The organism is Bordetella genomosp. 7 (genome assembly GCF_002261415.1).
Lineage (GTDB): Bacteria > Pseudomonadota > Gammaproteobacteria > Burkholderiales > Burkholderiaceae_B > Bordetella_A.
Genome location: NZ_NEVI01000001.1, coordinates 377454 through 402683, shown reverse-complemented (window position 1 = coordinate 402683; position 25230 = coordinate 377454). Strand labels below are relative to the sequence as shown.

23 protein-coding genes and 1 tRNA gene are annotated in these 25230 nt (G+C 65.2%); 12 read left to right on the top strand and 12 right to left on the bottom strand.

The features are described 5' to 3' along the window. Positions 1 to 23: 23 nt before the first annotated feature. From CAL18_RS01830 to ybgF, 8 genes are all read left to right on the top strand, one after another. Positions 24 to 1754: a proline--tRNA ligase gene (locus tag CAL18_RS01830; protein WP_094795891.1), complete on the top strand. Its 1731-nt coding sequence runs from the start codon at positions 24 to 26 to the stop codon at positions 1752 to 1754. 49 nt (positions 1755 to 1803) lie between these two features. Further along, the gene (gene ybgC / locus CAL18_RS01825) at positions 1804 to 2226 is read left to right on the top strand and encodes a tol-pal system-associated acyl-CoA thioesterase (RefSeq protein WP_026639286.1); all 423 of its coding nucleotides are present in this window, start codon (positions 1804 to 1806) and stop codon (positions 2224 to 2226) included. A gap of 2 nt (positions 2227 to 2228) precedes the next feature. After that, positions 2229 to 2909 (top strand): protein TolQ, encoded by a 681-nt coding sequence (gene tolQ, locus CAL18_RS01820; protein ID WP_026639287.1) that lies wholly within the window; start codon positions 2229 to 2231, stop codon positions 2907 to 2909. Continuing rightward, positions 2909 to 3358 (top strand): protein TolR, encoded by a 450-nt coding sequence (tolR, locus tag CAL18_RS01815; protein WP_026639288.1) that lies wholly within the window; start codon positions 2909 to 2911, stop codon positions 3356 to 3358. The genes tolQ and tolR overlap by 1 nt, the downstream gene beginning before the upstream one ends. Positions 3359 to 3389: 31 nt before the next feature. After that, positions 3390 to 4568, top strand: a complete 1179-nt coding sequence (tolA, locus tag CAL18_RS01810; protein ID WP_094795889.1) for a cell envelope integrity protein TolA — start codon at positions 3390 to 3392, stop codon at positions 4566 to 4568. Positions 4569 to 4584: 16 nt separating this feature from the next. Then, the gene (tolB, locus tag CAL18_RS01805; protein ID WP_026639290.1) at positions 4585 to 5907 is read left to right on the top strand and encodes a Tol-Pal system beta propeller repeat protein TolB; all 1323 of its coding nucleotides are present in this window, start codon (positions 4585 to 4587) and stop codon (positions 5905 to 5907) included. Positions 5908 to 5939: 32 nt separating this feature from the next. Continuing rightward, positions 5940 to 6443 carry a peptidoglycan-associated lipoprotein Pal gene (gene pal / locus CAL18_RS01800; RefSeq protein ID WP_026639291.1) on the top strand — a complete coding sequence of 168 codons (504 nt, stop codon included), beginning with the start codon at positions 5940 to 5942 and terminating at the stop codon, positions 6441 to 6443. An 85-nt stretch (positions 6444 to 6528) separates the two neighbouring features. Then, a complete protein-coding gene (gene ybgF, locus CAL18_RS01795) occupies positions 6529 to 7206 on the top strand; it encodes a tol-pal system protein YbgF (RefSeq protein WP_026639292.1) in 678 nt (225 codons plus the stop codon). A gap of 57 nt (positions 7207 to 7263) precedes the next feature. Here ybgF and CAL18_RS01790 read toward each other — a convergent pair whose 3' ends face one another. Both CAL18_RS01790 and CAL18_RS01785 read right to left on the bottom strand, forming a co-directional pair. Then, entirely contained in the window at positions 7264 to 8166 is a 903-nt protein-coding gene (locus CAL18_RS01790) for a DMT family transporter (protein WP_026639293.1), read from the bottom strand. A gap of 20 nt (positions 8167 to 8186) precedes the next feature. Beyond that, entirely contained in the window at positions 8187 to 8684 is a 498-nt protein-coding gene (locus tag CAL18_RS01785) for a YbaK/EbsC family protein (RefSeq protein WP_026639294.1), read from the bottom strand. Positions 8685 to 8801: 117 nt separating this feature from the next. Between CAL18_RS01785 and CAL18_RS01780 the strand changes: the two genes are divergently transcribed. Next, positions 8802 to 9605 carry an alpha/beta fold hydrolase gene (locus tag CAL18_RS01780; protein WP_026639295.1) on the top strand — a complete coding sequence of 268 codons (804 nt, stop codon included), beginning with the start codon at positions 8802 to 8804 and terminating at the stop codon, positions 9603 to 9605. A gap of 59 nt (positions 9606 to 9664) precedes the next feature. Here the strand turns inward: CAL18_RS01780 and CAL18_RS01775 are convergent, their stop codons facing one another. The 5 genes from CAL18_RS01775 to CAL18_RS01755 form a co-directional block, all read right to left on the bottom strand. Continuing rightward, a complete protein-coding gene (locus tag CAL18_RS01775; protein WP_026639296.1) occupies positions 9665 to 10420 on the bottom strand; it encodes a TerC family protein in 756 nt (251 codons plus the stop codon). Positions 10421 to 10495: 75 nt separating this feature from the next. After that, positions 10496 to 12610, bottom strand: coding sequence for an elongation factor G (gene fusA / locus CAL18_RS01770; RefSeq protein WP_094817218.1), 2115 nt, complete (start codon positions 12608 to 12610; stop codon positions 10496 to 10498). A gap of 180 nt (positions 12611 to 12790) precedes the next feature. Next, entirely contained in the window at positions 12791 to 13261 is a 471-nt protein-coding gene (locus tag CAL18_RS01765) for a universal stress protein (RefSeq protein WP_026639298.1), read from the bottom strand. A 90-nt stretch (positions 13262 to 13351) separates the two neighbouring features. Then, positions 13352 to 13699: a TIGR01244 family sulfur transferase gene (locus CAL18_RS01760; RefSeq protein WP_026639299.1), complete on the bottom strand. Its 348-nt coding sequence runs from the start codon at positions 13697 to 13699 to the stop codon at positions 13352 to 13354. Positions 13700 to 13769: 70 nt separating this feature from the next. Then, the gene (locus CAL18_RS01755; protein ID WP_026639300.1) at positions 13770 to 15185 is read right to left on the bottom strand and encodes a PLP-dependent aminotransferase family protein; all 1416 of its coding nucleotides are present in this window, start codon (positions 15183 to 15185) and stop codon (positions 13770 to 13772) included. Between the two features lie 169 nt (positions 15186 to 15354). Here CAL18_RS01755 and CAL18_RS01750 point away from each other — a divergent pair, with 169 nt between their 5' ends. The 3 genes from CAL18_RS01750 to CAL18_RS01740 are packed head-to-tail and all read left to right on the top strand — an operon-like array spanning position 15355 to position 17851. Next, on the top strand, positions 15355 to 16260 hold the full coding sequence (locus CAL18_RS01750; protein WP_026639301.1) for a DMT family transporter: 906 nt from the start codon (positions 15355 to 15357) through the stop codon (positions 16258 to 16260). Further along, positions 16257 to 16889 carry a LysE family translocator gene (locus CAL18_RS01745; RefSeq protein WP_026639302.1) on the top strand — a complete coding sequence of 211 codons (633 nt, stop codon included), beginning with the start codon at positions 16257 to 16259 and terminating at the stop codon, positions 16887 to 16889. The genes CAL18_RS01750 and CAL18_RS01745 overlap by 4 nt, the downstream gene beginning before the upstream one ends. A 53-nt stretch (positions 16890 to 16942) precedes the next feature. Next, positions 16943 to 17851, top strand: coding sequence for an alpha/beta hydrolase (locus CAL18_RS01740; protein WP_026639303.1), 909 nt, complete (start codon positions 16943 to 16945; stop codon positions 17849 to 17851). 87 nt (positions 17852 to 17938) lie between these two features. Here CAL18_RS01740 and CAL18_RS01735 read toward each other — a convergent pair whose 3' ends face one another. The 5 genes from CAL18_RS01735 to CAL18_RS01715 all read right to left on the bottom strand — a co-directional run bounded on the left by CAL18_RS01735 (position 17939) and on the right by CAL18_RS01715 (position 25158). Further along, positions 17939 to 19621 carry a methyl-accepting chemotaxis protein gene (locus tag CAL18_RS01735; RefSeq protein WP_026639304.1) on the bottom strand — a complete coding sequence of 561 codons (1683 nt, stop codon included), beginning with the start codon at positions 19619 to 19621 and terminating at the stop codon, positions 17939 to 17941. Between the two features lie 463 nt (positions 19622 to 20084). Then, positions 20085 to 20159: transfer RNA gene (locus tag CAL18_RS01730), tRNA-Val, on the bottom strand. 72 nt (positions 20160 to 20231) lie between these two features. Next, positions 20232 to 20957, bottom strand: a complete 726-nt coding sequence (dnaQ, locus tag CAL18_RS01725; RefSeq protein WP_026639305.1) for a DNA polymerase III subunit epsilon — start codon at positions 20955 to 20957, stop codon at positions 20232 to 20234. Between the two features lie 5 nt (positions 20958 to 20962). After that, complete coding sequence (locus CAL18_RS01720) at positions 20963 to 24052, bottom strand: efflux RND transporter permease subunit (protein WP_026639306.1); 3090 nt, start codon at positions 24050 to 24052, stop codon at positions 20963 to 20965. Further along, positions 24049 to 25158, bottom strand: a complete 1110-nt coding sequence (locus tag CAL18_RS01715; RefSeq protein ID WP_094795865.1) for an efflux RND transporter periplasmic adaptor subunit — start codon at positions 25156 to 25158, stop codon at positions 24049 to 24051. The genes CAL18_RS01720 and CAL18_RS01715 overlap by 4 nt, the downstream gene beginning before the upstream one ends. Between the last annotated feature and the right edge of the window lie 72 nt (positions 25159 to 25230).

The following is a 25230-nucleotide window of genomic DNA, read 5'->3' as shown; positions in this document are numbered from 1 at the left end:
CGTATCTGTAGCCACCTTTTAATATGCGCGCATCCACCTACCATCTGAACACCCTGAAAGAGGCCCCCGCCGAGGCCGAAGTCGCCAGCCACCAGCTGATGACGCGTGCGGGCATGATCCGCAAGCTGGCCGGCGGCATCTACACCTACATGCCGCTGGGCCTCAAAGTGATCCGCAAGGTCGAAGCCATCGTGCGCGCCGAGATGGACGCCGCCGGCGCCATCGAACTGCTGATGCCGGTGGTTCAGCCGGCCGAGCTCTGGCAGGAATCGGGGCGGTGGGTGCAGTACGGCCCCGAACTGCTGCGCATCAAAGACCGCCACCAGCGCGATTTCGTGCTGCAGCCCACGTCTGAAGAAGTCATCACGGATATCGTGCGCAACGAAATCCACAGCTACCGGCAGTTGCCGCTGAACTTCTACCATATACAGACCAAGTTCCGCGACGAACGCCGCCCGCGCTTCGGCCTGATGCGGGGCCGCGAATTCACCATGAAAGACGCGTATTCATTCGATCGCGACGAGGCCGGGGCGCAGCGCAGCTACGACAAGATGTACGAGGCGTACATTCGCATATTTCAACGCCTGGGGCTGGAGTTCCGCGCGGTCGCCGCCGACACCGGCTCCATCGGCGGCTCGCGCAGCCACGAATTTCAGGTGATTGCCGACACGGGCGAAGACCTGCTGGTGTACAACCCGGATACCCAATACGCGGCCAACATCGAACTGGCCGAAGCCCCCTGCCTGCTGGCCGAGCGCGCCCCGGCCAGCGAAACCCTTCAGGCCGTGCCCACGCCGGGCGCCGCCAAATGCGCCGACGTGGCCGCCCTGCTGGGCCTGCCGCTGGAACGCACCTTGAAATCCATCGTTCTGGCCACCGAGCCCGAGCCCGGCAAGGTGCAGGTCTGGCTGCTGCTGTTGCGCGGCGACCATGAACTCAATGAAATCAAGGCGGGCAAGCTGCCCGGCCTGGCGGACTTCCGCTTTGCCACCGAAGAAGAAATCGTGACGCATTTCGGCTGCAAGCCGGGCTATCTGGGCCCCATAGGCACCGCCCTGCCCGTAAAAGTGATTGCCGACCGCACGGTGGCCCACATGGCCGATTTCGTCTGCGGGGCCAATCGCGAAGACTTCCACTACACCGGCGCCAACTGGGGCCGCGACCTTCCCGAACCCGAACTGGTGGCCGACCTGCGCAATGTCGTGGCCGGCGACCCCTCGCCCGACGGCGTGGGCACACTGGTGATCCAGCGCGGTATCGAGGTGGGCCACGTGTTTTTCCTGGGCACCAAGTATTCCGACGCGCTCAAGGCGACCTTCCTGGACGAGAGCGGCAAGCCGGCCACCCTGCAGATGGGCTGCTATGGCATAGGGATCACCCGCATCGCCGCCGCGGCCATCGAACAGAACCACGATGCCCGCGGTATTGTCTGGCCGCGCGCCATCGCGCCCTTCGAGGTGGTGATCTGCCCCGTCGGCTGGGGCAAAAATGAAACTGTTCGTAACGAAAGTGTAAAACTGTATGAGGCGCTGCGCCAGCGCGGGGTGGATGTCATTCTCGACGACCGCGACGCGCGGCCCGGGGTCATGTTCGCCGAATGGGAACTGATCGGGGTGCCATTGCGCGTAACAGTTGGAGAACGCGGCCTGAACGACGGTGTGGTGGAATTGCAGGCCCGCCGCGAAAGCGAGGCGGCGAAGATTCCCGTCGGGTCAGCCCTGGAACAGGTGCTGGCCAAGCTGGAAACCCTGTAGACTGCCCGGCCCTGCGCGTCCGGCGACCGGCAAGGCTGCCATACCCATTGTGAGCGAATCGTTTCCTGTAGAGTCCGTGCTGAAGGTCCGTGTCTATTACGAAGACACGGACGCCGGCGGCGTGGTGTTCTACGCGAACTACCTCAAGTTCATGGAGCGCGGGCGCACCGAATGGCTGCGCACGCTGGGAGTGGAACAATCCGACTTGGCAAAACGCGAGGGGCAGTTGTTCGTCGTCCATTCGCTGGACATGTCGTACCGGAAACCCGCGCGGCTTGACGATCTGTTGACGATACGCAGTCGTGTCACACGGATCGGCCGCGCTTCGATACACTTCGCGCAGCGCGCCGAACGCGACGGGGAACTGCTCGCGCACGGCAATATCCAAGTCTGCTGTGTCGACACCGTGAATTTGCGCCCAATGGCCTTGCCGGCCATCGTTCGCACCAAATTGGAATCCCTTCAGGAATAACCATGCAAGTCACCAACGACATGTCGTTGCTTTCGCTGATTGCGCACGCCAGCGTTCCCGTCCAGCTCATCATGCTGTTGCTGCTGGGCATTTCCATATTGTCCTGGACCTATATTTTCGCCAAGCGGCTGGCGATCAAGCGCGCCCATGCCCAGACACGGCGCTTCGAAGATGATTTCTGGTCGGGCGGCGACCTGTCGATGCTGCAGCAGGCCGTGGCCAGCCGACGCGACGAGCAAGGCGCGCTGGCGCGGATCTTCGACGCCGGCATGACCGAGTTTCTGAAAGCACGCCGCGCCAACGCGCACGGCGACGTCAACGTGCTGCTCGATGGCCCGCGCCGCGCCATGCGGGCGGCATACCAGCGCGAGATGGACGCGCTCGAATCGCACCTGAACTTCCTGGCGTCGGCCGGGTCGGTCAGCCCGTACATCGGCCTGCTGGGCACGGTGTGGGGGATCATGCACGCATTTATCGGCCTGTCGAACATGCAGCAGGCAACACTGGCCTCGGTGGCGCCGGGCATTGCCGAAGCCCTGATCGCCACGGCCATCGGCCTGTTCGCGGCCATTCCCGCCGTGGTGGCGTACAACCGCTACACCCACGACATCGACCGTCTGTCGATCCGTTTCGACAGCTTTGTCGATGAATTCCTGAACATCCTCCAACGTCAGGTACGCTGATGCCTTCAGTCCGGTCGTACGGCCGCGCGGGCCGACGCATGAAAGCCGATATCAACGTCGTGCCCTATATCGACGTGATGCTGGTGCTGCTGGTGATCTTCATGGTCACCGCCCCCCTGATCACCCCCGGCCTGATCAACCTGCCGTCGGTGGGCCAGGCATCTGAAGTGCCGGCCACGCCGCTGGAAGTGCAGATTTCCGAAGACGGCCAACTGGCGCTGCGCATGCGCGAGGCCGGCGCCACGCCGCAAGACATCCCCCGCGACCAGCTGGTGGACCAGGTGCGCCAGCGCATCACCGCCGAAACGCCGGTGGTGATCGCGGCCGATGGCAAAGTGCCTTATGAAACCGTGGTGAAGGTCATGGACGACCTGCGCAGCAACGGCGTGACGCGCCTGGGCCTGCTCGTCGACCAGGGCGCGGCCGCACAGGAACCGCAGAAGCGTTGATGCACCGCCGCCAGCCGCCACTGCAACGCCTATGACCCCGCCTCTTTTCAAACACGACGGCCAGGCCCCCATCACGCCCGCCGCGCAAGACAACCGCAAGGCGCTGGGGCTGGCCATCCTGGTGCATATCCTGCTGCTGGTTGCCCTGATTTTCGGCGTCAACTGGCGGTCGGAAAACCCGGGCCCGGTGCAGGTCGAGCTCTGGGCCGAAGGCGACACCCCCGACTCGCCCCCGCCGCAAGAGCAGCCCGAACCCGAGCCCGAGCCCGAACCCACGCCGGAACCGCAGCCGCAGCCCGAGCCGGAACCGGAGCCCCCGGCGCCGCAGCCAGAACCCCAGCCCGAGCCTGCCCCGGCGCCGCCCCCCGTGGAAAAGCCGTTGCCGCCGCAGCCCGACCCTGAAATCGCGCTGGAACAGGAACGCAAGAAGCGCGAGGAAGAAGAACGCGCCCGCCGCGAGGCCGAGGCCGCGAAGGAAAAGGCGCGCCTGGAAGAAGAACGTCGGCTGGCCGAACTGAAAGAAAAGCAAAGGCTCGAACAGGAACGCAAGGCGGCTGAAAAAGCCGCTGCCGAAAAGGCCGCTGCCGAGAAAGCTGCCGCCGAGAAAGCCGCCGCCCAGAAGGCTGCTGCGGAAAAGGCGGCCGCCGAGAAAGCCGCTGCGGAAAAGAAAGCCGCCGCGGAGAAAGCTGCCGCCGAGAAGGCCGCCGCCGAGAAAAAGGCGGCCGAGAAGGCTGCCGCAGAGAAAGCGGCTGCCGAGAAAAAGGCCAAGGAAGAAGCCGCCCGGAAAGCGGCCGCCGAAAAGAAAGCCAAGGAAGAAGCCGCCAAGAAGGCCGCGGCCGAGAAGGCGCTTCGCGAAGCGTTCCGCCAGGACGCCTTGGGCGCCGCGGGCATCCCGGGCGGCACCGCCGACCGCAACCAGCAAGGCGGCGGCCGCGACGACGGCTACGGCGCCAAGGTGCGTGCCTGCATCCGGCCCGGGGTAGCCTACCCCACCCCGCCGCGCAGCGGCTCGGCCAACCCGACCGTGCAATACCGGGTACAGTTGAGTTCAGACGGCAGGGTAACGGGTGTGAACCTCACCTCTTCGTCGGGCAACACAGGGTTCGACCGTGCCGTGGAAACCGGCATCCGGCGTTGCAACCCGTTCCCCAAACCCTCGACGGGCCGCTACGAGTCCGTCATTGATGTCGTGTACCGAATGTATGACTGACAGGAGATTGCTGACCATGACTCCCGCCTTTAGCCGCGCCCTTTCGCCAGGGCTTGCGCGCATGTATGGCGCGCTGTTCACCGTACTGATGGTAGCCGCGGCCGTGTTTGCGTGGCAGCCGGCCCATGCGCAACTGCGCGTCGATATTTCCGGAACCGGCGCCACACAATACCCCGTGGCCATTGCCGACTTCGCCGTAGATGAGGTGCACGGCCGCGCCATCGCCGAAGTCATCCGCGCCGATCTTACCCGTACCGGCCAGTTCCGCCTGATCAGCGCGGCTGGCTCGGGCCTTAACGTAGATTCGCCGGTGGCTTACGACGACTGGCGCACCAAGGGCGCCGACTTCCTGGCTTATGGCAGCATCACCCGTGGCCCGGATGGCCGCTACGAGGTGCGCTACCGCCTGGCCGACACGGTCAAGAAGGGCCAGCTGGACGGTGTGGCGTTCTCCGGCAGCGAAGCCGAGCTGCGCCGCGTCGCGCACCAGATCGCCGACCGGATCTACGAAAAGATCACCGGCGTGCGGGGCGTGTTCTCGACGCGCATCGCCTACGTGCTCAAGCGCGGCAACACCTATGAATTGCAGGTTGCCGATGCCGACGGACAGAACCCGCAGGTGGCCTTGCGCTCGCGCGAGCCCGTCATCTCGCCCTCGTGGTCGCCCGATGGCAGCAAGCTGGCGTACGTGAGCTTCGAATCCGGCAAGCCGGTGGTGTATGTCCACACACTGGCCACCAGCGCGCGCATACCCGTTGCCAACTTCAAGGGCAACAACAGCGCGCCGGCCTGGTCGCCCGACGGCAGCAAGCTTGCGGTGGCCCTGACCCGCGACGGACTGTCGCAAATTTACATCGTCAGCGCCGATGGAAGTTCGAATGCGCGCCGCCTGACGCGTTCTCCGGGCATCGACACCGAGCCGACCTTTACGCCCGACGGCCGTTCAATTATCTTTACCAGTGATCGCAGCGGTGGTCCGCAGATCTATCAAACCAGTCTCGATGGAGGCGATGCGCGTCGGATTACTTTTAACGGTAGTTACAACATCTCACCCCGAATTTCCCCCGACGGTTCCACGCTGCTGTACGTTTCCAGACGCGACGGCGCGTTTCGCATCGCCTCACTACAGCTTGCCACCGGCACTGAAACCTTGTTGACCGACGGGCGCGACGATCAATCTCCAAGTTTCGCACCCAACGGAATGCAGATTCTGTACGCCGCAGTTCAAAACGGGCGCAGTGTTTTGGCAGGAGTATCCAGTGACGGGCGCGTGCGCCAGACGCTCTCGGTACTGAACGGCGAAATACGTGAACCGACCTGGGGTCCTTTTACCCGCTAAACACGTATGACCCTTTTTGCAAAGGAACAATCATGAAAATGCGCATTGCCAAAAGCCTTACTATTGCAGCCCTTGCAGCCGCCCTGGCGGCCTGCAGCTCTGTACCGCTCGACGACCAGGCCGGCCAGGCCGGCTCCGGCACCAGCGGCCAAGGTACGGCATCCGGCCAGATCATGGATCCGTTCAACCCGCAGAGCGTATTGGCGCAGCAACGCTCGGTGTACTTTGATTTCGACAGCTACACGGTGCCCGAGCAATATCGTGGGCTGGTGGAAACGCACGCCCGCTACCTGGCGTCGAATCAACAACAGCGCGTCCAGATCCAGGGCAACACTGACGAACGCGGCGGCGCCGAATACAATCTGGCCCTGGGCCAGCGCCGTGCCGACGCTGTACGCCGCATGATGACCCTGCTGGGCGTCAGCGACGCGCAGATTGAAACCATCAGCTTCGGCAAGGAAAAGCCCCGCGCCACGGGCAACACCGAGGCCGACTTTGCGGAAAACCGCCGCGCCGACATCGAATATCAGCGCTAAGCACGTCTGCATCCAGGCACTGAAGCGCGTCGGAACGGTCAAGCGGCCGTTCCGACGTTTTTGTTTTGAGAATCCGGGAATCTTTATGCGCGCTCACGTTCTGCCTCTGCGTACACTGGTTTTGACGGCCGCCCTGGCCGCCGCCACTTCTGCCCACGCCTTTTCCGATGACGAAGCCCGCCGCGCCATTCTCGATCTGCGCAAGCAAGTGCAGCAGCAGAACGAGCAGAATCAGCGCGCGCGACTGCAACTGGCCGACCAACTGCAAGCCTTGCAGCAAGAGATCACCCAGTTGCGCGAACAGCTCGAGCTCGTGTCGCGCCAGCAACCCAGCACCCAGCCGGGCCAGGCCGGCGCAAACAACCCGCCGGGCGCCAGCGCGGCAGACCCGCGCGAACAAGCCGCGTACGATGGCGCCATCGACCAGTTTCGCAAGGCCCAGTACAAAGACGCTGCGGAATCACTGGCGGCCTTCATCGCCCTGTACCCCACCAGCCAGCTGGCGCCCAGCGCCAAGTTCTACCTGGGCAGCAGCCGTTATGCCGCGAAAGATTACAAGGGCGCCATCGAACAGCTGAACCAGCTGGTGCAGGAATCGCCTGACGATGCCCGCGCCCCCGATGCCCTGCTGGTAATTGCCGGCAGCCAGATCGAACTGAATAACCGCGCTGGTGCCAAGGCGTCGCTGGAACGCATCGTGCGCGACTACCCGAACACCCCCGCCGCCGAGACGGCCAAGAATCGCCTGCAGTTGCTGCAGTAAGCGACCGTCGCGGCTGTGCGGCCCGCCACCAGGCGGGCCGTTTTCATTGGCCGGGCGTCAGCCGGACCAGGCCAGCAATAAGCCCACGCCCAGGACGATCAATGCAATACCGGCAAGTTCGCGGCGGCTGGATGCATGCGAAAACAGACGCCGCGACAGCAACTGCGCGAAAAGAACCTCTACCAGCCCCAGGGTGCGCACGTTGCTGGCCGCGGTCAGCGCAAAACCCAGGAACCAGCCCTGCGATGCACTGGCGCCCAGAAGGCCGCCCCAGATCGAAGCCCGCCAGGCGGCCATGCAGGCCTTGAGCAAGGCGCGGTTGAACAACAGCATCCACAACACCAGCACCAGCGTCTGCACGCCCAGCGACCAGGCCAGCGTCCAGGTGGCCTGGAGCACGAAGCTGCCGCCGTCGAGTTCGAGAATGGCGCCGCGAAAGCCTATGGCGGACAAAGCAAAGAACGCGCCCGAGACCAGCCCCAGCAACGCCGGCCGCAACCTGCCGCGGCCGGCTGCGACCGCCGGATCGCCCGACATCAGGACGACGCCGAACGTGGCCACCATGATTGCGACAATGCTGAGCCAGGACAAGGGGTCGCCCAGCACCACAAAACCGAATACGGCGACCTGGATAGGTTCGGTCTTGGTCCAGGCGGTGACGACCACGAAAGACCGCTCGCGCATGGCGGCAAGCATCAGCGCGGTTGCGGAGATCTGCGCCAGCGCGCCTCCCAGCACGAACAGCATGAATTCATAGCCGCCCTGCGGGGCCTGGCCGCCATCGACCAGCATCACGATGGCCAGGAACAGCAAGGCGAAGGGGAAGCCGAACAGGAACCGCACCTGGGTCGCCCCCAGCGTACCCAGTGTTGCGGTAAGGCTGCGTTGCACGGCGTTGCGACCCGCCTGTGCGGCCGCGGCCGCTACGGTGGCGGGTATCCAGACCCAAGTCCAGTCCATGGAGATGTTCCTGGTGTGCGCTATGCGCGCAAGGCGATATCGGCAACCGGCGCGCCGGTCATGGAGGCGAGCTGCTGCGGGCTGAGCGGAAACACCGCATGAGGATGTCCCGCGGCGGCCCACAGGGTGTCGTACTGGAACAGGTCCTGGTCGATGAGCATGTTGGGCTTGACGGTGTGCCCGATGGGGCAGACGCCGCCGATGGCATAGCCCGTCATCTCGCGCACGTAGCGGGCGTCGGCCTTGCCGAGTTCGCCAACCAGCGAGGCCACCTTGGTCTCGTCTACACGGTTCACGCCGCTGGCGATGACGAGCACGGGCGCGTTGTCGGCCAGCCGCCGGAAAATGATGGACTTGGCGATCTGCGCCACCTGGCAGCCCAGGCCCTGGGCCGCTTCGGCGGACGTCTTGCCGGTTTGCGGCAGGATGACAATGGAATGGTCGTGGCCCAGCTCTTGCAACAGCCGGGCAACCCGCTGCGCAGATTCGGGCAAGGAAGCGACGGATTCAACAGACATGCTGTGTCTAGGTTCCGAAGGAAAAGTTTGGCGCCCTGAGGCAAGGCCACTGAGTTTAGCAGCGGCAACGGGGCGGGGCGCTAGAATCACGCGCTGGACACCCGGCCCGATACCCCTATGCGTTCAGAACCTCAGCTGCCGTTGCAGACGGCCATCATCAACGGCTACCCCCTGACTTACACCGAGCATGGCGCAGGCACTCCCCTGGTGCTGGTGCACGGCTCGCTGTGCGACTGCCGGTACTGGAAGTCGCAACTGGGCCCGCTGGGGCGGTCGTTCCGGGTGCTGGCGCTCAGTTTGCGGCACTATTGGCCCCAACAGTGGGACGGCACGGAATTTTCGTTGCGCCAGCATGTGGACGATCTGCTCGCCTTCATCGACCAGGTGGGCGAAGGCGCGGCGCACCTGGTGGGCCATTCGCGCGGCGCGCGAGTGGCCCTGGAAGCCGCGCTGCGGGGCACGGGCAGTGTGCGCTCGCTGACGCTGGCGGATCCCGGCCTGCCCTTGCCGGGAGTCGAGGAACGCGCACGCAGCGGGTTCCGGGAACGTGCCCTGGCGCTGATTGAATCGGGCGAGATGGATGCGGGGCTGGCCTTGTTCGTAGACACGGTGTCGGGCGCGGACACGTGGCGCCGCATGGTGCCGTGGTTCAAGGACATGGTGCGCGACAACGCATCGACACTGCGTGGCCAGGTGTCCGAATCTTTGCCGCCGGTGTCGCGCGAGCAGGTGGAAAGGCTGGGCCTGCCTACGCTGCTGATCGGCGGCGCGCTGAGCCCGGCGCCCTACCCTGCAGTGCTGGATATGCTGACGGAATGGCTGCCGACGGCCCGCAGGGAAGTGATACAAGGCTCTTCACATGGGATGAACCTGGGCAATCCGCGGGCGTTCAACGCCGCCATCGAAGACTTTCTCGGCTGAAAGAAGGGCGCCCGGGCCGGGCGCCCTTTGTTTCGGCGCGGCCCCGCCCGGGCGTGGCGCTATGCGCCGGCGCCGTCTCCGGCCGGCCCTCTCTTGGCACGGCGGGCGAGCATGTTCAGGGCTTCGACCAGGGCGGAAAACGCCATGGCGGCGTAGATGTACCCCTTGGGCACGTGGGCGCCGAAGCCTTCGGCGATGAGTGTCATCCCTATCATCAGCAGAAAGCCCAGTGCGAGCATCACCACGGTGGGATTGCGCTGGATGAAGCGCGCCAGTGGGCCGGCGGCCAGCAGCATGACCGTGACCGCCACGATGACGGCGATGAACATGATGGGTATGTGTTCGGTCATGCCGACGGCGGTGATGATGCTGTCGATGGAAAACACCAGGTCCAGCATCAGGATCTGCCCGATGGCGGCGGCGAATCCGAGGGTCGCGGGCTTGCCCTCGAACATGTCGCCTTCGGGCTCGCGGTCGACGTGATGGTGGATTTCTTTGGTGGCCTTCCAGACCAGGAACAGCCCGCCCGCGATGAGAATGATGTCGCGCCACGAGAAGCCCTGCCCGAACAAGGTAATGACAGGCTGCGTCAGCTTGACGATGATGGCGACGGTGCCCAGCAGCGCCAGGCGCAGGATCAGGGCCATGCCGATGCCGATGCGCCTGCCGCGCTCTTGCTGCTCGGGCGGCAATTTATTGGTCAGGATGGAGATGAAGATGAGGTTGTCGATGCCCAGCACGACTTCCATGGCGATCAGGGTAGCCAAGGCGGCCCACGCGGCGGGCTGCTGAGCAAGCTCTATCAGTTGATCCATGTGGCTCTCCGGCTGTAGGTCAGCCCATGATAGCTGCGTGCCCGCAGCCGCACCGCCCGCGCTGGCAACCGGTTGTTAACGGGCCGCGCCGCCATGGGCGGCAACGACCTGCGCGGCCACCTGGCCGGGCGCCTCGGCGTAGTGCTTGAATTCCATGGTGTAAGTGGCGCGCCCCTGGGTCAACGACCGCAGCGATGTGGAATAGCCGAACATCTCGGCCAGGGGCACTTCGGCGCGCACCAGCTTGCCGCCGCCTCCGGCGATATCTTCCATCCCCTGCACCATGCCGCGACGCGAAGACAGGTCGCCCATGACATGGCCGGTATAGTCTTCGGGCGTCTCGACCTCGACATGCATCATGGGTTCGAGCAGGGCCGGCCGGGCCCGCCGCATGCCTTCCTTGAAAGCCATGGAGCCGGCCGTGCGGAAGGCGTTCTCGTTGGAATCGACATCGTGATATGAGCCGAAAACCAGTGTGACCTTGACGTCGACCACCGGGTAGCCGGCCAGCACGCCCGCATTGAGGCTTTCGCGCACCCCGCGCTCGACGGCCGGTATGAATTCACGCGGCACCACCCCGCCCTTGATGGCGTCGACAAATGCGAACCCCTGGCCCGGCGGCTGGGGCTCGAGCCTGAGCACCACGTGGCCATACTGGCCGCGGCCGCCCGACTGCTTGATGAACTTGCCTTCGACCTCGTCGCAGGTTTGACGGATGGTTTCACGGTACGCGACCTGCGGCTTGCCCACACTGGCCTCGACATGGAATTCGCGTTTCATGCGGTCGACCAGGATCTCCAGGTGCAATTCGCCCATGCCGGATATGATGGTCTGTCCGGATTCTTCGTCCGTGCGCACGCGAAACGACGGATCTTCCTGCGCCAGCCGGTTCAGGGCCAGGCTCATTTTTTCCTGGTCGGCCTTGGTCTTGGGTTCGACGGCCTGCGAAATAACCGGCTCGGGGAACGACATGCGCTCGAGCACGATGACGCGGTTCGCATCGGTCAGCGTATCGCCCGTCGTGACTTCTTTGATGCCCACCGCCGCCGCAATGTCGCCCGCGTAGACTTCGCTGATCTCGCGCCGCTCGTTGGCGTGCATCTGCAGCAGCCGCCCCAGGCGCTCGCGCTTGCCCTTGAGCGGATTGAGGACCGAATCGCCCGACTTTACGACGCCGGAATACACGCGGAAGAACACCAGTTGCCCCACGAAGGGGTCTGTCATGATCTTGAACGCCAACGCCGAAAAGGGTTCATCGTCTGCCGGATGCCGTTCGATCTCGCGATCGCGTTCGTCATGGCCCCGGATGGCCGGCACGTCGGCCGGCGAAGGAAGGTAATCGATAACGGCGTCCAGCATGGCCTGCACGCCCTTGTTCTTGAAGGCGCTGCCGCACAGCATGGGCACGATCTCGTTGGCGATGGTGCGCATGCGCAGGCCGCGCTTGATATCGGCTTCGGACAGCGGCTCGCCGGACAAGTACTTTTCGAGCAGGGCCTCGTCGGCCTCGGCCGCCTTTTCGACCATATGGTCGTGCCATTGCCGGGCCTGGCCGGCGAGTTCGTCGGGGATGTCGCGGTACTCGAACTTTACGCCCTGGGTCGCGTCGTCCCAGATAATGGCCTTCATTTTGACCAGGTCGATCACGCCCTGGAAATGATCTTCGGCGCCCACGGGTATCTGCACGGGCACCGCATCGCCCTTGAGACGTTCGGCGATCTGCTTCTGCACGCGAAAGAAGTCGGCCCCGACTCTGTCCATCTTGTTCACGAACGCCAACCGCGGCACGCCATACTTGTTGGCCTGGCGCCAGACCGTTTCGGACTGCGGCTGCACGCCTCCCACCGCGTCGTACACCATACAGGCGCCGTCGAGCACACGCATCGAACGCTCGACCTCGATGGTGAAATCGACGTGGCCCGGCGTATCGATGATGTTGATGCGGTGTTCGGGGTAATTGCCGGCCATGCCACGCCAGAACGCGGTGGTGGCGGCCGAGGTAATCGTGATGCCGCGCTCTTGCTCTTGTTCCATCCAGTCCATAGTCGCCGCGCCGTCATGGACTTCGCCCAGCTTGTGCGTGATGCCGGTATAGAACAGTATGCGCTCGGTGGTGGTTGTCTTGCCGGCATCGATATGCGCGCTGATACCGATGTTGCGGTAATGATCGATACGCGTCTTGCGAGTCATGGCGGCCCCTGATGGTAGGTATCGGCGGGACGCCCGGCGCAGCGACGCCCTGTGCAGATATTACGCGCGCCCGATCGCAAAACACCAGATCCCCCTGCGCGCGCCGCAGGTATGGGCAAAAAACAAAACGGCCAGCCGCATGAAGAGATGCGACTGGCCGCCGGACGGCTCGGCGAGCCTTTATTTCTTTTCTTTGTCTTCCTTGACGCGGTACACCAGCACCGCGGTGTGGGCCAGCGACAGCACCTTGGCCGTGACGCTGCCCAGCAGCAGGCGCGACAGGCCGCTGCGGCCATGGCTGCCGATGAAGATGAGGTCGCAGCCGTTTTCGGAAGCGGCCTGCACGATGCCGTCGGCCACGTTGAAGTTGGACACGGCGCGCGACTGGGCCTTGACCCCGGCCGTGTCGGCACGGTCGAGGATCAGCTTCAGGTATTTTTCGGCTTGTTCGGCCGAGGCCTTTTCGTAGTCTTCATCGGTGATGGCGTAGGCGGCTGCCATGCCGTCGAACCCGATGGTGGCGGCGAAAGGTTGCGTGACGTGCAGCGCGACGACCTCGGCGTTTACCGAGCGCGCAAAGCAGATGCCGGCATTGGCGGCCTGCGCCGATAGCGGAGAACCGTCGGTGGGGATCAGGATTCTTTTGAACATATTGTGGGCTCCTGGCTGCTAGGTTGGAAATCCCATGCTACCGGAATTACCGGCAGGCCGCATTGCGGTCTACCCGCAGAATGCGAAGCGTCAAGACAACTGTTGCGACGCGACGAAAAGGTTAGTGCATCGGGTGCCGGTGCGGCAATACGCCAGCACGGGGCCCGGCATCGTGCGCAGCAGTTCTGCAAAGCGCGCCACATCGTCGGCGGTCATGGCGCTGCCGATGACCGGCTGGTATTCGACCTGCAGCCCGGCCTCGCGCGCCGCGCGTGCGACGTCGGCAGCCGTAGGCTGGTCGGGCCCGCCTTCGTAATCGGGGCGGTTGATGATTACACTTTTGTATCCGGCGGCGGCGACGCCCGCCATGTCTTCGGGCGTGAGCTGCGGCGCAACAGCGAATTTGTCGGTCAGTGGCTTGATCGGGACGTCGGCCATGGCGGTTCCTTGGTGATGTAGCTTATTAGAACAGAGGAACAGTATATGTCTTCCGCCGGCGCCGGGCATATCAATTGCCCGGCTCGGCCAGGACGTCGGCCAGGGCATCCCAGATGCCCGGAGTGTCTACCATGGCCACCGAGAACCGCATCATCGTCGAGGGCGCCTGCGCGGGCGAAAAAAGGCTGCCTGGCGCCAGCAGCAAGCCCCGGCTGGCCGCAGCACGCGCCAGGGTTTCCGAGTCGCGGCCGCAATCGGCCCACACGAACATGCCTGCGTGAGGCTCGTGACGCACGGACACCCCCAGGCCGGCCAGCGCCGCCAGGCATCGCTGGCGTGCCGTGTTGACGCGCGCGCGCACGCGTTCGATGTGCCGGCGGTACTGGCCTTCGACCAGCACCCGGTGCACCACCCGCTCGCCAAGTTCAGGCGTGGTCAGGCCGGCCAGCATTTTCAGGTCGGCCAGCTTGCGCACCAGTTCTTCGTTGGCCGCCAGGTAACCCACCCTGAGACTGGCGGCGAGCATCTTGGAAAACCCCCCGGCCAGTATCACGCGGTTCAGCCGGTCGAGCGAGGCCAGCTTTGTGGCCCCGCCGGGGTGCAGTTCGCCATAGGTGTCATCTTCCACCACCAGGAAATCATGCCGCTCGGCCAGGCGCAGGATGTCGTACGCGGCGCCCGCCGACAACGTGTGGCCCGTGGGGTTGTGCACGGCCGTATTGACGATGAACAGGCGCGGCTTGTGCAGCGCGGCCAGGCGGTCGAGCTGCTGCAGGTCCGGACCGTCGGGCCCGCGCGGCACGCCGACCAGCCTGGCGCCAAACGCGGCCAGCCGGCCGAAGATGACAAACCACGCCGGGTCTTCGACCAGCACTGCGTCGCCCGGGCGCACCAGGTGGCGGGCGATCAGGTCGAGCCCGTGTGTGACGCCGTTGGTGGTGAGCAAGTTGCGGTCGGGGTGCGCCGGCACGCCCTCGGCCTGCAGCCGCGACGCGAGTTGCTGGCGCAGCGGGCCATAGCCCAGCTCCGACCCATAAGACACCAGTTGTCCGCGCACCGAGCGGCCCACTGCGCGTACCGCAGCCGCGACCATGTCGGGATCGAGCCAGTCTGCCGGCAGCAGCCCTGCCCCGCCCGGCATGGCCAGGGCCGAGGGCTCGCGGAACATGCTGCGCAGCAACCACGCCACGTCGATACGGGCCGGCGGCGCCAACCCGGTGTTGCCGGCCGGGCCGCTGCCCGCCACGGGCGCCAGCGGGCCGCGCCGCGCGCGTACAAAAAAACCCGCGCCACGGCGGGACTGCACCAGCCCGCGGGCCACCAGGCGGTCGTAGGCCTCGACCACGGTAAAACGGCTTACGCCGGCCTGCTGCGCCATTTTCCGGATGGAGGGCAGCCGGGTGCCGGGCCGCAGACCCTGATCATCGATGCGGCGCGCCACGTCGTCGGCCAACTGCGTCACCAGCGTGGCGTCGGCCTGGCGCACGGGGCGCCAGCCCACGGGCACATCGGAGGAAGTTGCGACTGTCATGGCGGTTTTACCAGGCCAGTATTCAAGCTGATATGGAAAAGTGTACCGGTACTGTACTGACCAATTTGCGTAGAGTGGCAGAAACCTTCTCAACCCGCAAGCCTGTTCCCCGGTATCATTCTCTATGTCGCGCCCTACCGCTATTGCGCCGTCCGCCCCTGCAGCACCACTGGAGGGCTATGGCTACGGCCTGCTGGGCGTGCTGGTCTTTTCCCTGACGCTGCCCATGACTCGGGTAGCCGTCACCGAGCTGTCGCCAGCCTTGATCGGCCTGGGCCGGGCCTTGCTGGCGGCCGTGCCGGCAGCCCTGCTGCTGTGGCTTACTCGCAGCCGCCTGCCGCGCGGCCATGAGTGGTCCGGCGTTGTGCTGGCCGCGGCGGGCATCGTGGTGGGATGGCCCCTGGCCTCTACCCTGGCCATGGCAACGGTACCGGCCGCTCACGGCGCCGTCTTCAACGGTTTGCTGCCGCTGGCTACTGCGGCTTTTGCCGCGTGGCGAACCGGCGAACGCCCTTCGGCCAAGTTCTGGATATGGGCGCTGGGGGGCGCCGCTTTGGTAATGGGCTACGCGTTGCGGCAAGGCCATGGCAGTCTACAGACCGGCGATCTGTGGCTGCTGGTGGCTGTGTTGCTGGGCGGCCTGGGCTATGCCGAGGGCGGCCGCGTCGCGCGCACGCTGGGTGGCGCCCGCACCATCTGCTGGGCGCTGGTCGTCAGTGCGCCCGTGATCGCCGCACCCGTGGCGTGGATGGCTGCCCGCGCGCCGTGGCCTTCGCTGCCCGTGGCCGCTTCCTTCGCATACCTGACCTTCGGCTCGATGTTCCTGGGGTTTTTCGCCTGGTACCGGGGCCTGGCGGTGGGCGGCATCGCCAAGGTAGGCCAGGTGCAATTGCTGCAGCCTTTCATGACGGTGGTGGCCGCCGCGCTGTTCTTCAATGAAAGCGTCGACCCCCTGACCTACATTTTTGCGCTGGCCGTGGTCTTCATCATTGCCGGCGGGCGGCGCGCCATCGTGCGGAGGGCGTCATGACGCCATTACTGCCTGAGTCAACCTGGGCCGTATTGGGCCCGCTGGCCATGTTTGCCCTGGTAAGTTCCATCACGCCCGGCCCGAACAACATCATGCTGGCTTCTTCGGGCCTGACGTTCGGTTTCAGGCGCACCATCCCCCACATGCTGGGCGTGAACCTGGGCTTTACGCTGATGCTGGTGCTGGTCGGCCTGGGGCTGGGCACCCTGTTCGGCCAGCTGCCGTGGCTGTATACGGTGCTGAAGTACGCAGGCGCGCTGTATCTGCTGTACCTGGCATGGAAAATCGCGGGCTCGGGGCCCATGGAAGGCGGCAGCCAGCGCGGCCGGCCCTTTACTTTCTTGCAGGCTGCCCTGTTCCAGTGGGTCAACCCCAAGGCCTGGGTCATGGCGGTGGGCGTGATCGCCACCTATACTCCACAGGCTGGCTTTTACTGGAACCTGGCGCTGGCCGCCGCGGTATGCTGCGTGGTGAACCTGCCCAGCATCGGTGTCTGGACGGCCTTTGGCACGGCGCTGCAAAGGTTGCTGCACCATCCTCGCGCCATCCGGGCCTTCAATATCTCCATGGCATTGCTGCTGGTGGCTTCGCTGTACCCTGTCGCGCAGGACTTGCTGGCACTGGCCTGAACCGCCGGCATCGGCAGCGGGAACCCGGCGGCCCGTCGCCGGTCACATCCTTCATGCCCTTGCTGCCACGTCTATCCCTGCGCCGCCTGCTCGGAGCCGCCTTGCTCGCCACCGCCAGCGTGGTTGGCTGCACGCAGCTCGACGCCTGGCAGCGACACGCCATCTTCTCGCCGGAAACCGAACAGCAGCGCTGGTGGCGCGAGCCGCCCGCCGGCACGCAGATCTTCGATCTGCCCTTGCCCGGCGGCGACAAGGTGCATGCATGGTATTGGCAGCATCCGCAGGGCGACGCACCCACGGTGCTGTATCTGCATGGCGCGCGCTGGAACCTGAACGGCAGCGCCTTCCGCATGGAAAGCTGGACGCGCATGGGCTATTCGGTGCTGGCCATCGACTACCGGGGGTTTGGCAAATCCACGCCCCTGTTGCCTTCCGAAGAAACCGCCAGCGAAGACGCCGCGGCGGCCCTGCAGGAACTGGCGCGCCGCCAGCCGGATCCGGCCCGGCGCTTCGTGTACGGCCACAGCCTGGGCGGCGCCATCGCCATCGGCCTGGCCGCCCGCCCCGACATGCCACCCTTCGCCGGGCTGATCGTCGAGTCCAGCTTCACCAGCATCGCCGCCATGCTGGGCACCCTGAAATGGGGCAAGCTGCCCGGCGCCAGCCTGTTGGTGACCCAGCCATTTGCGTCCGTCGAGAAGCTTGCCACGCTGACGACGCCGATGCTGCTGATGCACGGCACTGCCGACCGCGTGGTGCCGCACACGATGAGCGACGAACTTTTCGAGGCCGCGCTGAAGGTGCCGCCGGACCTGAAGCGCCTGGTGAAAATCGACGGGGCTTCGCACTCCGGATCGGTGCGCAGCGGCGCGGTCTATGAAACCGCCGTGCGCGGTTTCATACGGGATGCGCAGCGCGCCTACCGGCACGGCGCCGGGGGCAATCTGGCGGCGCTGCCTTGACCCGCCCATGCAATGACGAAAGCGCAAGGCGTTGCACCTTGCACCCTTAGTCGTGCCGGCCCGACCGGCCTGCGGGGCGAACGCCGCTCAGGCAGCCAGCAGCTTGAGTTTGGGCGACTCGCCGGCAGCCTGCCCGGCCTGCGCGTCCGCCAGTGCGCGGTTCTGCCTGCGCAACTCCACGGCATCGACCTCGGCCAGCGAAACGTCCCGGTCGCTGAGGCGGAACACGCGTATCGTGTCATGCACAACGCTGGCCTGCTCGTTCAGTGAACTGGCGGCCGCCGCCAATTCTTCGACCATGGCGGCATTCTGCTGGGTAATGTCATCAAGCTGAGTGACCGACGTGTTCACCCGGCCGATACCGGCGGCTTGCTCCTGGCTTGCATCGTTGATGCGCTCCAGCGAGTGCATGACACGCTCGATGGCGCCCATGGCCTCGTCCATGCGCATGCTCGCCTCGCCGGCCCGCTGCTCGCCCAATTGCACCCGTTCGCCCGATTCGTGGATCAGGTCGCGGATTTCCTTGGCCGCCTGGCTGGTGCGCTGCGCCAGCGCGCGCACCTCGCTGGCCACGACGGCGAACCCCTTGCCATGGCTGCCGGCGCGGGCGGCCTCGACCGCGGCGTTCAACGCCAGGATATTGGTCTGGAACGCCACGCCTTCAATGACCTGGATGATGTCGGCGATTCGTTGCGATGCCTGAGAAATCTCGTGCATCGTCGCCACCACATTCTGTACCGCATCGTGGCTGCGCTGCGCCGCGCCCACCGTCTCGCGCGCCAGGTCCGCGCCGGATTCGGCCATGCTGTTGGTCTGCCGCGCGGCGTGATTGATTTCATCCATGGCCGACGCGGTAGCTTGCAGGCTGGCCGCCTGCGCCTCGGTGCGTGCCGACATGTCATGGTTGCCGCTGGCGATCTCTTGCGCGCCCCCGCGCAGATTGACGACTTCCTCGCGCACATCGCGCACCACGGTGCGCACGGATACCGCCAGCTGCGCCAGGGCCAATTGCAGCCGGCCCAGCTCGTCTTTGCCATTGACCCGGACATGCTGGGTAAGATCGCCCGCGGCCAGGATATTCGCGGTGCCTATCACGTCGCGCAGCGGACGGACCACGACGCGCACCAGGTGATGCGCGGCCAGGGCCGCCCCCAGCAATCCGGCCAGCAGCGGCACCCATGCGGGCGCGCCATAGGGCTTGGCCACAAAGTAGGCAAGCGGCGTGGCGGCGGCGGCAAACCCCGCGGCCAGCACGATCTGCGCCCGCAGGCCCAGCGAAAACACGCGCCGCAGGCGGCCCGACAGGCTGCGTTCGCGCAGCACGCCGCCCTGCAACACGTGTACGCGCCGGCCCTGCGCGGCTTCCTCGCGCATCGCGGCGTACAGCGCCTCGGCTTCGTCGACCTCGTCTTGCGGCGCGTGCGTACGCACCGACAGATACCCCACGATCTGCTCGCCGCGGCGCAACGGCGTGGCATTGGCGCGCACCCAGTAGTAGTCGCCGTTCTTGCGACGGTTCTTCACCAGCGCCGTCCAGGGCGCGCCCGATTGGATCGTTGCCCACATGTCGCGGAACGTCTCTTCCGGCATGTCGGGATGGCGCACCAGGTTATGCGGCTGCCCAATCAGTTCAGCGCGCGAATAGCCGCTTACCTCGGCGAAATTGGCATTGCAATAAGTAATGCGTCCCTTCAGATCGGTAATCGAGACCAAGGTCTGGTCAGGAGGGAACTCGTAGCTATGCTGGGTAACCGGCAGATTGACGCGCATTTGACTCTCCACGGGGCCAAGGCGATTGTTCTTATAGGCAGCATCGCCATCGCCCACCCCATCCAAATTTGCATCTATGATATACAAAACATTTTTATTTATTTGTAATAATTTTGTTTTGTTGCAAATAGACGCTAAGCTGCCGGCAAGTGCCGGCGCGGGCGATTTCAATAGTGTTCGTCGTCAGCCTGCCGCTGATACGCGCGCGCCAGCGAACACACCCCAAGCAACGCCAGCACGCCGGCCAAGCCCAGCACTGCTACGGCAATCCACATCACCCCTGTCCGGTTAAGTCACGTCCAAGCCAGAGCGTACGCGCAACGAAACGCCGCCAACGCAAGAATCACTCGCGGGACATTGCCGTTGTTCGGGAGATCAAGAAACGAAGAGGTGTCGGTACGCAAGCCGCAAAAACACCAAGGGCCTAGCCATAACGGCTAAGCCCTTGGTGCTTTGGGAATCCTGGTGGGTGGTACAAGGTTCGAACTTGTGACCCCTGCCGTGTGAAGGCAGTGCTCTACCACTGAGCTAACCACCCAAAGAGGCGAAATTCTAGCACAGCCTTTAAAGGCTGTGCAAACACGCGGCCCTGCTTCGTTCGCCAGGCGCTTTATGCGGCTTCGGCCTGCGGTTGGGTCAGCGCGCGCCACACGCTGGTGCCGCCGGCGGCCTTGTCCAGGGCGGACAGGTATTCGTCGTGCTCGGCCAGCTCTGCGTCGGTGGCGTACACCACGGGAAGCACCGATCCGTCGAAAGCGCCAAGGGCCAGCCCCGCGCCGCCCGCCTGGGCGGTGTCGTCCACGTCGATGAGCAGCGCATCCTGCCCGCGCGTCATCGCCAGCCAGACTTCGGCCAGTAATTGTGAGTCGAGCAAGGCGCCGTGCAGGGTGCGGTGCGCGTTGGAGATGCCGTAACGGTCGCACAGGGCGTCGAGCGAATTGCGCTTGCCAGGGTACAGGCTGCGGGCGTGCAGCAGCGAATCGGTGATCTGGCCGCAATGTGCGGCAAGCTCGCCGCGCCCGATGCTGGCCAGTTCGGCATTGAAGAACTTCACGTCGAACGAGGCGTTGTGCGCGATGAGCTCGGCGCCCCGGATGAAGTCCAGGAACTGGTCGGCCACCTCGGCGAAACGGGGCTTGTCGGCGAGGAATTCGGTGGTCAGGCCGTGCACCGCCAGGGCTTCCGGATCGCTGTCGCGGTCCGGGTTCAGGTAAAGGTGCAGGGTGTTGCCGGTAACGGTGCGGTTGATGATCTCGACGCAACCGATCTCGATGATGCGGTGCCCCTGGGCGGGATCCAGGCCGGTGGTTTCGGTATCGAAAATGATCTGACGCATTGTGGCTACTTGGTTACGGGGGGCGTACCGTGGCTGTGAGGATGAGCGGCCGGGCCTGCCTGGCCGGACTTGCGGCGCGCTGCGGCCACCAACGAGTAGGCCACGGGCACGACGTACAAAGTCAGTAGTGTACCCAGCATCAGCCCGCCGACCAGCACCCAGCCTATCTGCTGGCGCGACTCCGCGCCGGCGCCTTGCGAAACCGCCAGGGGCAGCGTGCCCAGCACCATGGCGCCCGTGGTCATCAGTATGGGGCGCAAGCGCAGGACGCTGGCTTCAGTGACGGCGTCCACCAGCTCGCGGCCCTCGTCGCGCAACTGGTTGGCGAATTCCACGATCAGGATGCCGTGCTTGGTGATCAGGCCCACCAGCGTGATCAGGCCGATCTGGCTATAGATGGACAGCGTTCCGCCGCTGGCCCACAGCGCGAGCAGCGCGCCCGTCATGGACAGGGGCACCGACAGCATGATGATGAACGGATTGCGCCAGCTTTCGAACTGCGCCGCCATCACCAGATAGATGAAGGCCAGCGCCATGGCGAATACCAGGTAGATGCTGCCCGAAGAATCGCGGAATTCGCGCGACTGCCCGTCCAGATCGGTGACGACGGTATGCGGCAGCACGCGTCGCGCCACGTCGTGCATGTGTTCCAGCACTTCGCCCAGGGCGTAGCCCGGCGCGACCGCGGCTTCGACCTTGACCGCGCGCAGCCGGTTGAAGTGGTTGAGCGACTGCGGCGACACGCTTTCGTGCACGGACAGCAGGTTGTCCAGCTGCACCATGCCGCCCTCGCGGGTGCGCACGTAGATGCCCGAGATGTCGGTGGGATTGGCACGGTCGCGCGGCAGCACCTGCACGATCACGTCGTATTGTTCGCCCTGGTCTTTGTAGCGGGTGACCTGCCGGCCGCCCAGCATCGATTCCAGGGTGCGGCCGACCACGTCCACCCCGGCGCCGACGTCGGCCATTTTGTCTCGGTCGACCTGTACCCGCAGTTCGGGCGTGTTCAGGCGCAGGTCGGTGTCCAGGTTGACCAGGCCGGGATACTTGCGCAGCTCGGCCGTAAAAACGTCGACGAGCTTGGCCAGTTCGGCGTATGACGCCTGGCTCATGATCACGAATTCCACCGGCTTGGAACGGGCCGACTGGCCAAGCGATGGCGGATTGGTGGGAAACGCCCTGACGCCCGGCAACCCGGCGAACTTGGGCTGCAGCTCGAGCGCGATGTCTTGCTGCTTGCGGTCGCGCTGGTCCCAGGGCTTCAGGCGCAGAATGGCCGTGCCGTCACTGACGGTGGGAAACCCTACCGACACCTGGTGGGCCGCGCCTTCGGGAATCTGGTCATAGAACTGCTCGAGTTCGAGCATGCTGTCCAGCGTGTAGTTCAGCGTGGCGCCTTCGGGCGCCGAGACCAGGCCGAATATCACGCCACGGTCTTCGACCGGCGCGAGTTCGCTCTTGACCACGGAAAACAGCACGCCGCTGGCGGCCGCCACGGCCAGTCCCACGCCCACCACGACGGCCCGATGCCGCAACGCCAGCGCCAGCGATCGGCGATAGCCCAGCGCCAGGCTTTCGAGCCAGCCCTCCACCATGTTGTACCAGCGATTGTGGCGGGGTTCGTGGCGCAACAATACCGAGCACATCATGGGGGTGAGCGTCAGGGCCACGAAGCCCGATACCAGCACCGCCCCGGCCAGCGTCAGCGCAAACTCGATGAACAGCCGCCCCGTTCGCCCGGTGGCGAACGCCAGCGGCGCGTACACGGTTACCAGTGTCAGCGTCATGGCCACCACGGCAAAACCGATTTCTTTGGAGCCGCGGAAAGCCGCCTGCCTGGGTGACATGCCCTCTTCGATATGGCGGAAGATGTTCTCGAGCACCACAATGGCATCGTCGACCACCAGGCCAATGGCCAGCACCATGGCCAGCAGTGTCAGCGTGTTGACCGAGAAGCCGAACAGGTACATCAGCCCGCACGCGCCGATCAGCGACACGGGGATCGTGACGATGGGAATGATGCTGGCGCGCAGGTTGCGCAAGAAGAAGAAGATCACCAGCACGACCAGGACGATGGCCTCGCCTATGGTCTGGAACACCGACTGGATCGATTGCTCGATGAACACCGACGAATCGTAGGCGATGTTCAGTTTCATGCCGGGCGGCAGGGTTTCGTTGAGCTGGGCGATTTCTTCGCGCACCGCCTTGGACAGATCCAGCGGGTTGGCGGTGGACTGCCGCGTCAGGCCGATGTTGATGGCGGGCCTGCCATTGAAGCGCGACAGGATGCGGTCTTCGGCCGCGCCGATCTCCACCCTGGCCACGTCGCTCAGCCTGACCGGGTAACCCTTGACGTTGGCCACCACAATGGCCGCGAACTGCGGCGGCGTCTGCAGGTCGGTGGACGAAACCACCGAGAATTCCCGGTCGCGCGATTCGATGCGGCCTGCCGGAATCTCTACGTTCTGGCTGGCCAGCGCAGTCTCGACATCCTGGACGGTAAGGTTATAGGCCGCCAGCTTGTCGCGATCGACATAGATGCGCATGGAAGGCAGCCGCTCGCCATACACGCGCACCTCGGCCGCGCCGGGCAGCACGGAAAGCCGCGTCTTGATGTAGCGATTGATGTAGTCGGATGTCTGGATCGCCGAAAGCGACCCGGATTCGACGGCGATGTAGATGATGGGCAGCGAATCGGCCTCGACCTTGCCGATGATGGGTTCGTCGATTTCGTCGGGCAGGTAGCGGCGGGCCCGCGAGACCTTGTCGCGCACTTCGGCCGCGGCGGCGTCCGGGTCGCGCGACAGGTCGAACTTGATATTGATCTGGCTGCGTTCGGTGCGGCTGCGCGAGGTCATGACATTGACGCCCTCGATACCCGCAAGCTGGTCTTCGAGCGGCTTGGTGACCTGCGATTCGATCACTTCTGGCGACGCGCCCTTGTAGGTGGTGTTGACCGAGACAATCGGCTCGTCGATGTTCGGGTACTCGCGCACGGTCAGGCGCGTATACGAAATCAGGCCGATCAGCACGATGATCAGCGACAGCACCGATGCGAACACCGGCCGCTTGATGCAGACTTCGGACAGGATCATGAGCGCGGCGTCCCGGGGGCGCCCGCGGCGGCGGGCTTGACGATCTCAACGGGCGCGCCGTCGGTCAAGCGCTGGAACCCGGCCACCACGACCTGTTCGCCGGCCGCAACGCCGGTCAGGATCTCGACCTTGCCGTCGCGGCGTTCGCCCAGGGTGACCTCGGCGCGGTGCGCCCTGCCGTCGCGCACACTGAACACGTACTGGTTCTGCCCGGACGGCGCCAGCGCCGCCTCGGGCACGGCCAGCACCTGGTCGGCGCCAAACCGCAGCTGCACGCGCGCAAACATGCCGGGGCGCAGCCGCGAATCCGGATTGGGCACCGTGGCGCGTATCAGGATCGAGCGCCCCCCGGCATCGACCAACGGGCTGACCGCATAGACGCGGCCTTCGCGCTCTTCGCCCGGCAGCGCATCCAGCCGCACCGTCATGTCCTGGCCGACGCGCACCTTGCCGAAATACATTTCCGGAATGCGGAAGTCGACTTTCAACGGGTCGATGGCTTCGAGCGGTGCCAGGTCTTGCCCCTGGTCGACGTAGTCGCCGACCGACATGTTGCGCAACCCCACGATGCCGGCAAACGGGGCGCGTATGGTCATTTTGTCCAGGCGCGCCTGGGCCAGCGCGGCGGCCGCCTGCTGCACCTTGAGGTTGCTGGCCGCCTCGTCGCGCGCCTGCTGGCTGACAAAGCCGCGCCCCTGCAGATCGACCGCGCGCCGATAATGGCTTTGCGCCAGCGCCAGGTTGGCGCGGGCCTGGTCGAGTTCGGCGCGGGGCACCGAATCGTCCAGGCGCACGAGCACCTGGCCTTGCCCTACCGGCTGGCCTTCCTGGAAATCTATATGCTCGATACGGCCCGCCACCTCCGGACGCAGCATTACCGACTCATCCGAGCGCAGGCTGCCAACCGCGGATATCCCCCGGGGGAAGGTCAATTGCTGGACGGGTGCGACTTCCACGCGAATGGCCGTCGGCGCCGACGCGGCGGCGGGCGCCGCCGGCGCGGCGATGTCGGCCGGGGCATCGAGCCAGCGGGGCGCCAGATATCCCAGGACAGCGCCCGCGGCGAGCCCGGCCGCGGCCGCGGTCAGCAGAACTACTTTTTTCATGCGATTCGGGAATGCATCGGAGCCGCCCGGCACGGTGCGGTCCGGGCGCGTCAGTGAGAAGCGAGCCTGGCA

Excerpts from the sequence above, each read along its gene's own strand:
- tolR (WP_026639288.1), top strand. The coding sequence starts at position 2,909 with ATGCCTTCAGTCCGGTCGTACGGCCGCGCGGGCCGACGCATGAAAGCC.
- CAL18_RS01750 (WP_026639301.1), top strand. The coding sequence starts at position 15,355 with ATGTCGCGCCCTACCGCTATTGCGCCGTCCGCCCCTGCAGCACCACTG.
- pal (WP_026639291.1), top strand. The coding sequence starts at position 5,940 with ATGAAAATGCGCATTGCCAAAAGCCTTACTATTGCAGCCCTTGCAGCC.
- CAL18_RS01715 (WP_094795865.1), bottom strand. The coding sequence starts at position 25,158 with ATGAAAAAAGTAGTTCTGCTGACCGCGGCCGCGGCCGGGCTCGCCGCG.
- CAL18_RS01720 (WP_026639306.1), bottom strand. The coding sequence starts at position 24,052 with ATGATCCTGTCCGAAGTCTGCATCAAGCGGCCGGTGTTCGCATCGGTG.
- ybgF (WP_026639292.1), top strand. The coding sequence starts at position 6,529 with ATGCGCGCTCACGTTCTGCCTCTGCGTACACTGGTTTTGACGGCCGCC.
- fusA (WP_094817218.1), bottom strand. The coding sequence starts at position 12,610 with ATGACTCGCAAGACGCGTATCGATCATTACCGCAACATCGGTATCAGC.
- CAL18_RS01740 (WP_026639303.1), top strand. The coding sequence starts at position 16,943 with ATGCCCTTGCTGCCACGTCTATCCCTGCGCCGCCTGCTCGGAGCCGCC.
- CAL18_RS01775 (WP_026639296.1), bottom strand. The coding sequence starts at position 10,420 with ATGGATCAACTGATAGAGCTTGCTCAGCAGCCCGCCGCGTGGGCCGCC.
- CAL18_RS01780 (WP_026639295.1), top strand. The coding sequence starts at position 8,802 with ATGCGTTCAGAACCTCAGCTGCCGTTGCAGACGGCCATCATCAACGGC.
- CAL18_RS01790 (WP_026639293.1), bottom strand. The coding sequence starts at position 8,166 with ATGGACTGGACTTGGGTCTGGATACCCGCCACCGTAGCGGCCGCGGCC.
- tolQ (WP_026639287.1), top strand. The coding sequence starts at position 2,229 with ATGCAAGTCACCAACGACATGTCGTTGCTTTCGCTGATTGCGCACGCC.
- tolA (WP_094795889.1), top strand. The coding sequence starts at position 3,390 with ATGACCCCGCCTCTTTTCAAACACGACGGCCAGGCCCCCATCACGCCC.
- tolB (WP_026639290.1), top strand. The coding sequence starts at position 4,585 with ATGACTCCCGCCTTTAGCCGCGCCCTTTCGCCAGGGCTTGCGCGCATG.
- CAL18_RS01830 (WP_094795891.1), top strand. The coding sequence starts at position 24 with ATGCGCGCATCCACCTACCATCTGAACACCCTGAAAGAGGCCCCCGCC.
- dnaQ (WP_026639305.1), bottom strand. The coding sequence starts at position 20,957 with ATGCGTCAGATCATTTTCGATACCGAAACCACCGGCCTGGATCCCGCC.
- CAL18_RS01785 (WP_026639294.1), bottom strand. The coding sequence starts at position 8,684 with ATGTCTGTTGAATCCGTCGCTTCCTTGCCCGAATCTGCGCAGCGGGTT.
- CAL18_RS01760 (WP_026639299.1), bottom strand. The coding sequence starts at position 13,699 with ATGGCCGACGTCCCGATCAAGCCACTGACCGACAAATTCGCTGTTGCG.
- CAL18_RS01765 (WP_026639298.1), bottom strand. The coding sequence starts at position 13,261 with ATGTTCAAAAGAATCCTGATCCCCACCGACGGTTCTCCGCTATCGGCG.
- CAL18_RS01745 (WP_026639302.1), top strand. The coding sequence starts at position 16,257 with ATGACGCCATTACTGCCTGAGTCAACCTGGGCCGTATTGGGCCCGCTG.
- CAL18_RS01735 (WP_026639304.1), bottom strand. The coding sequence starts at position 19,621 with ATGCGCGTCAATCTGCCGGTTACCCAGCATAGCTACGAGTTCCCTCCT.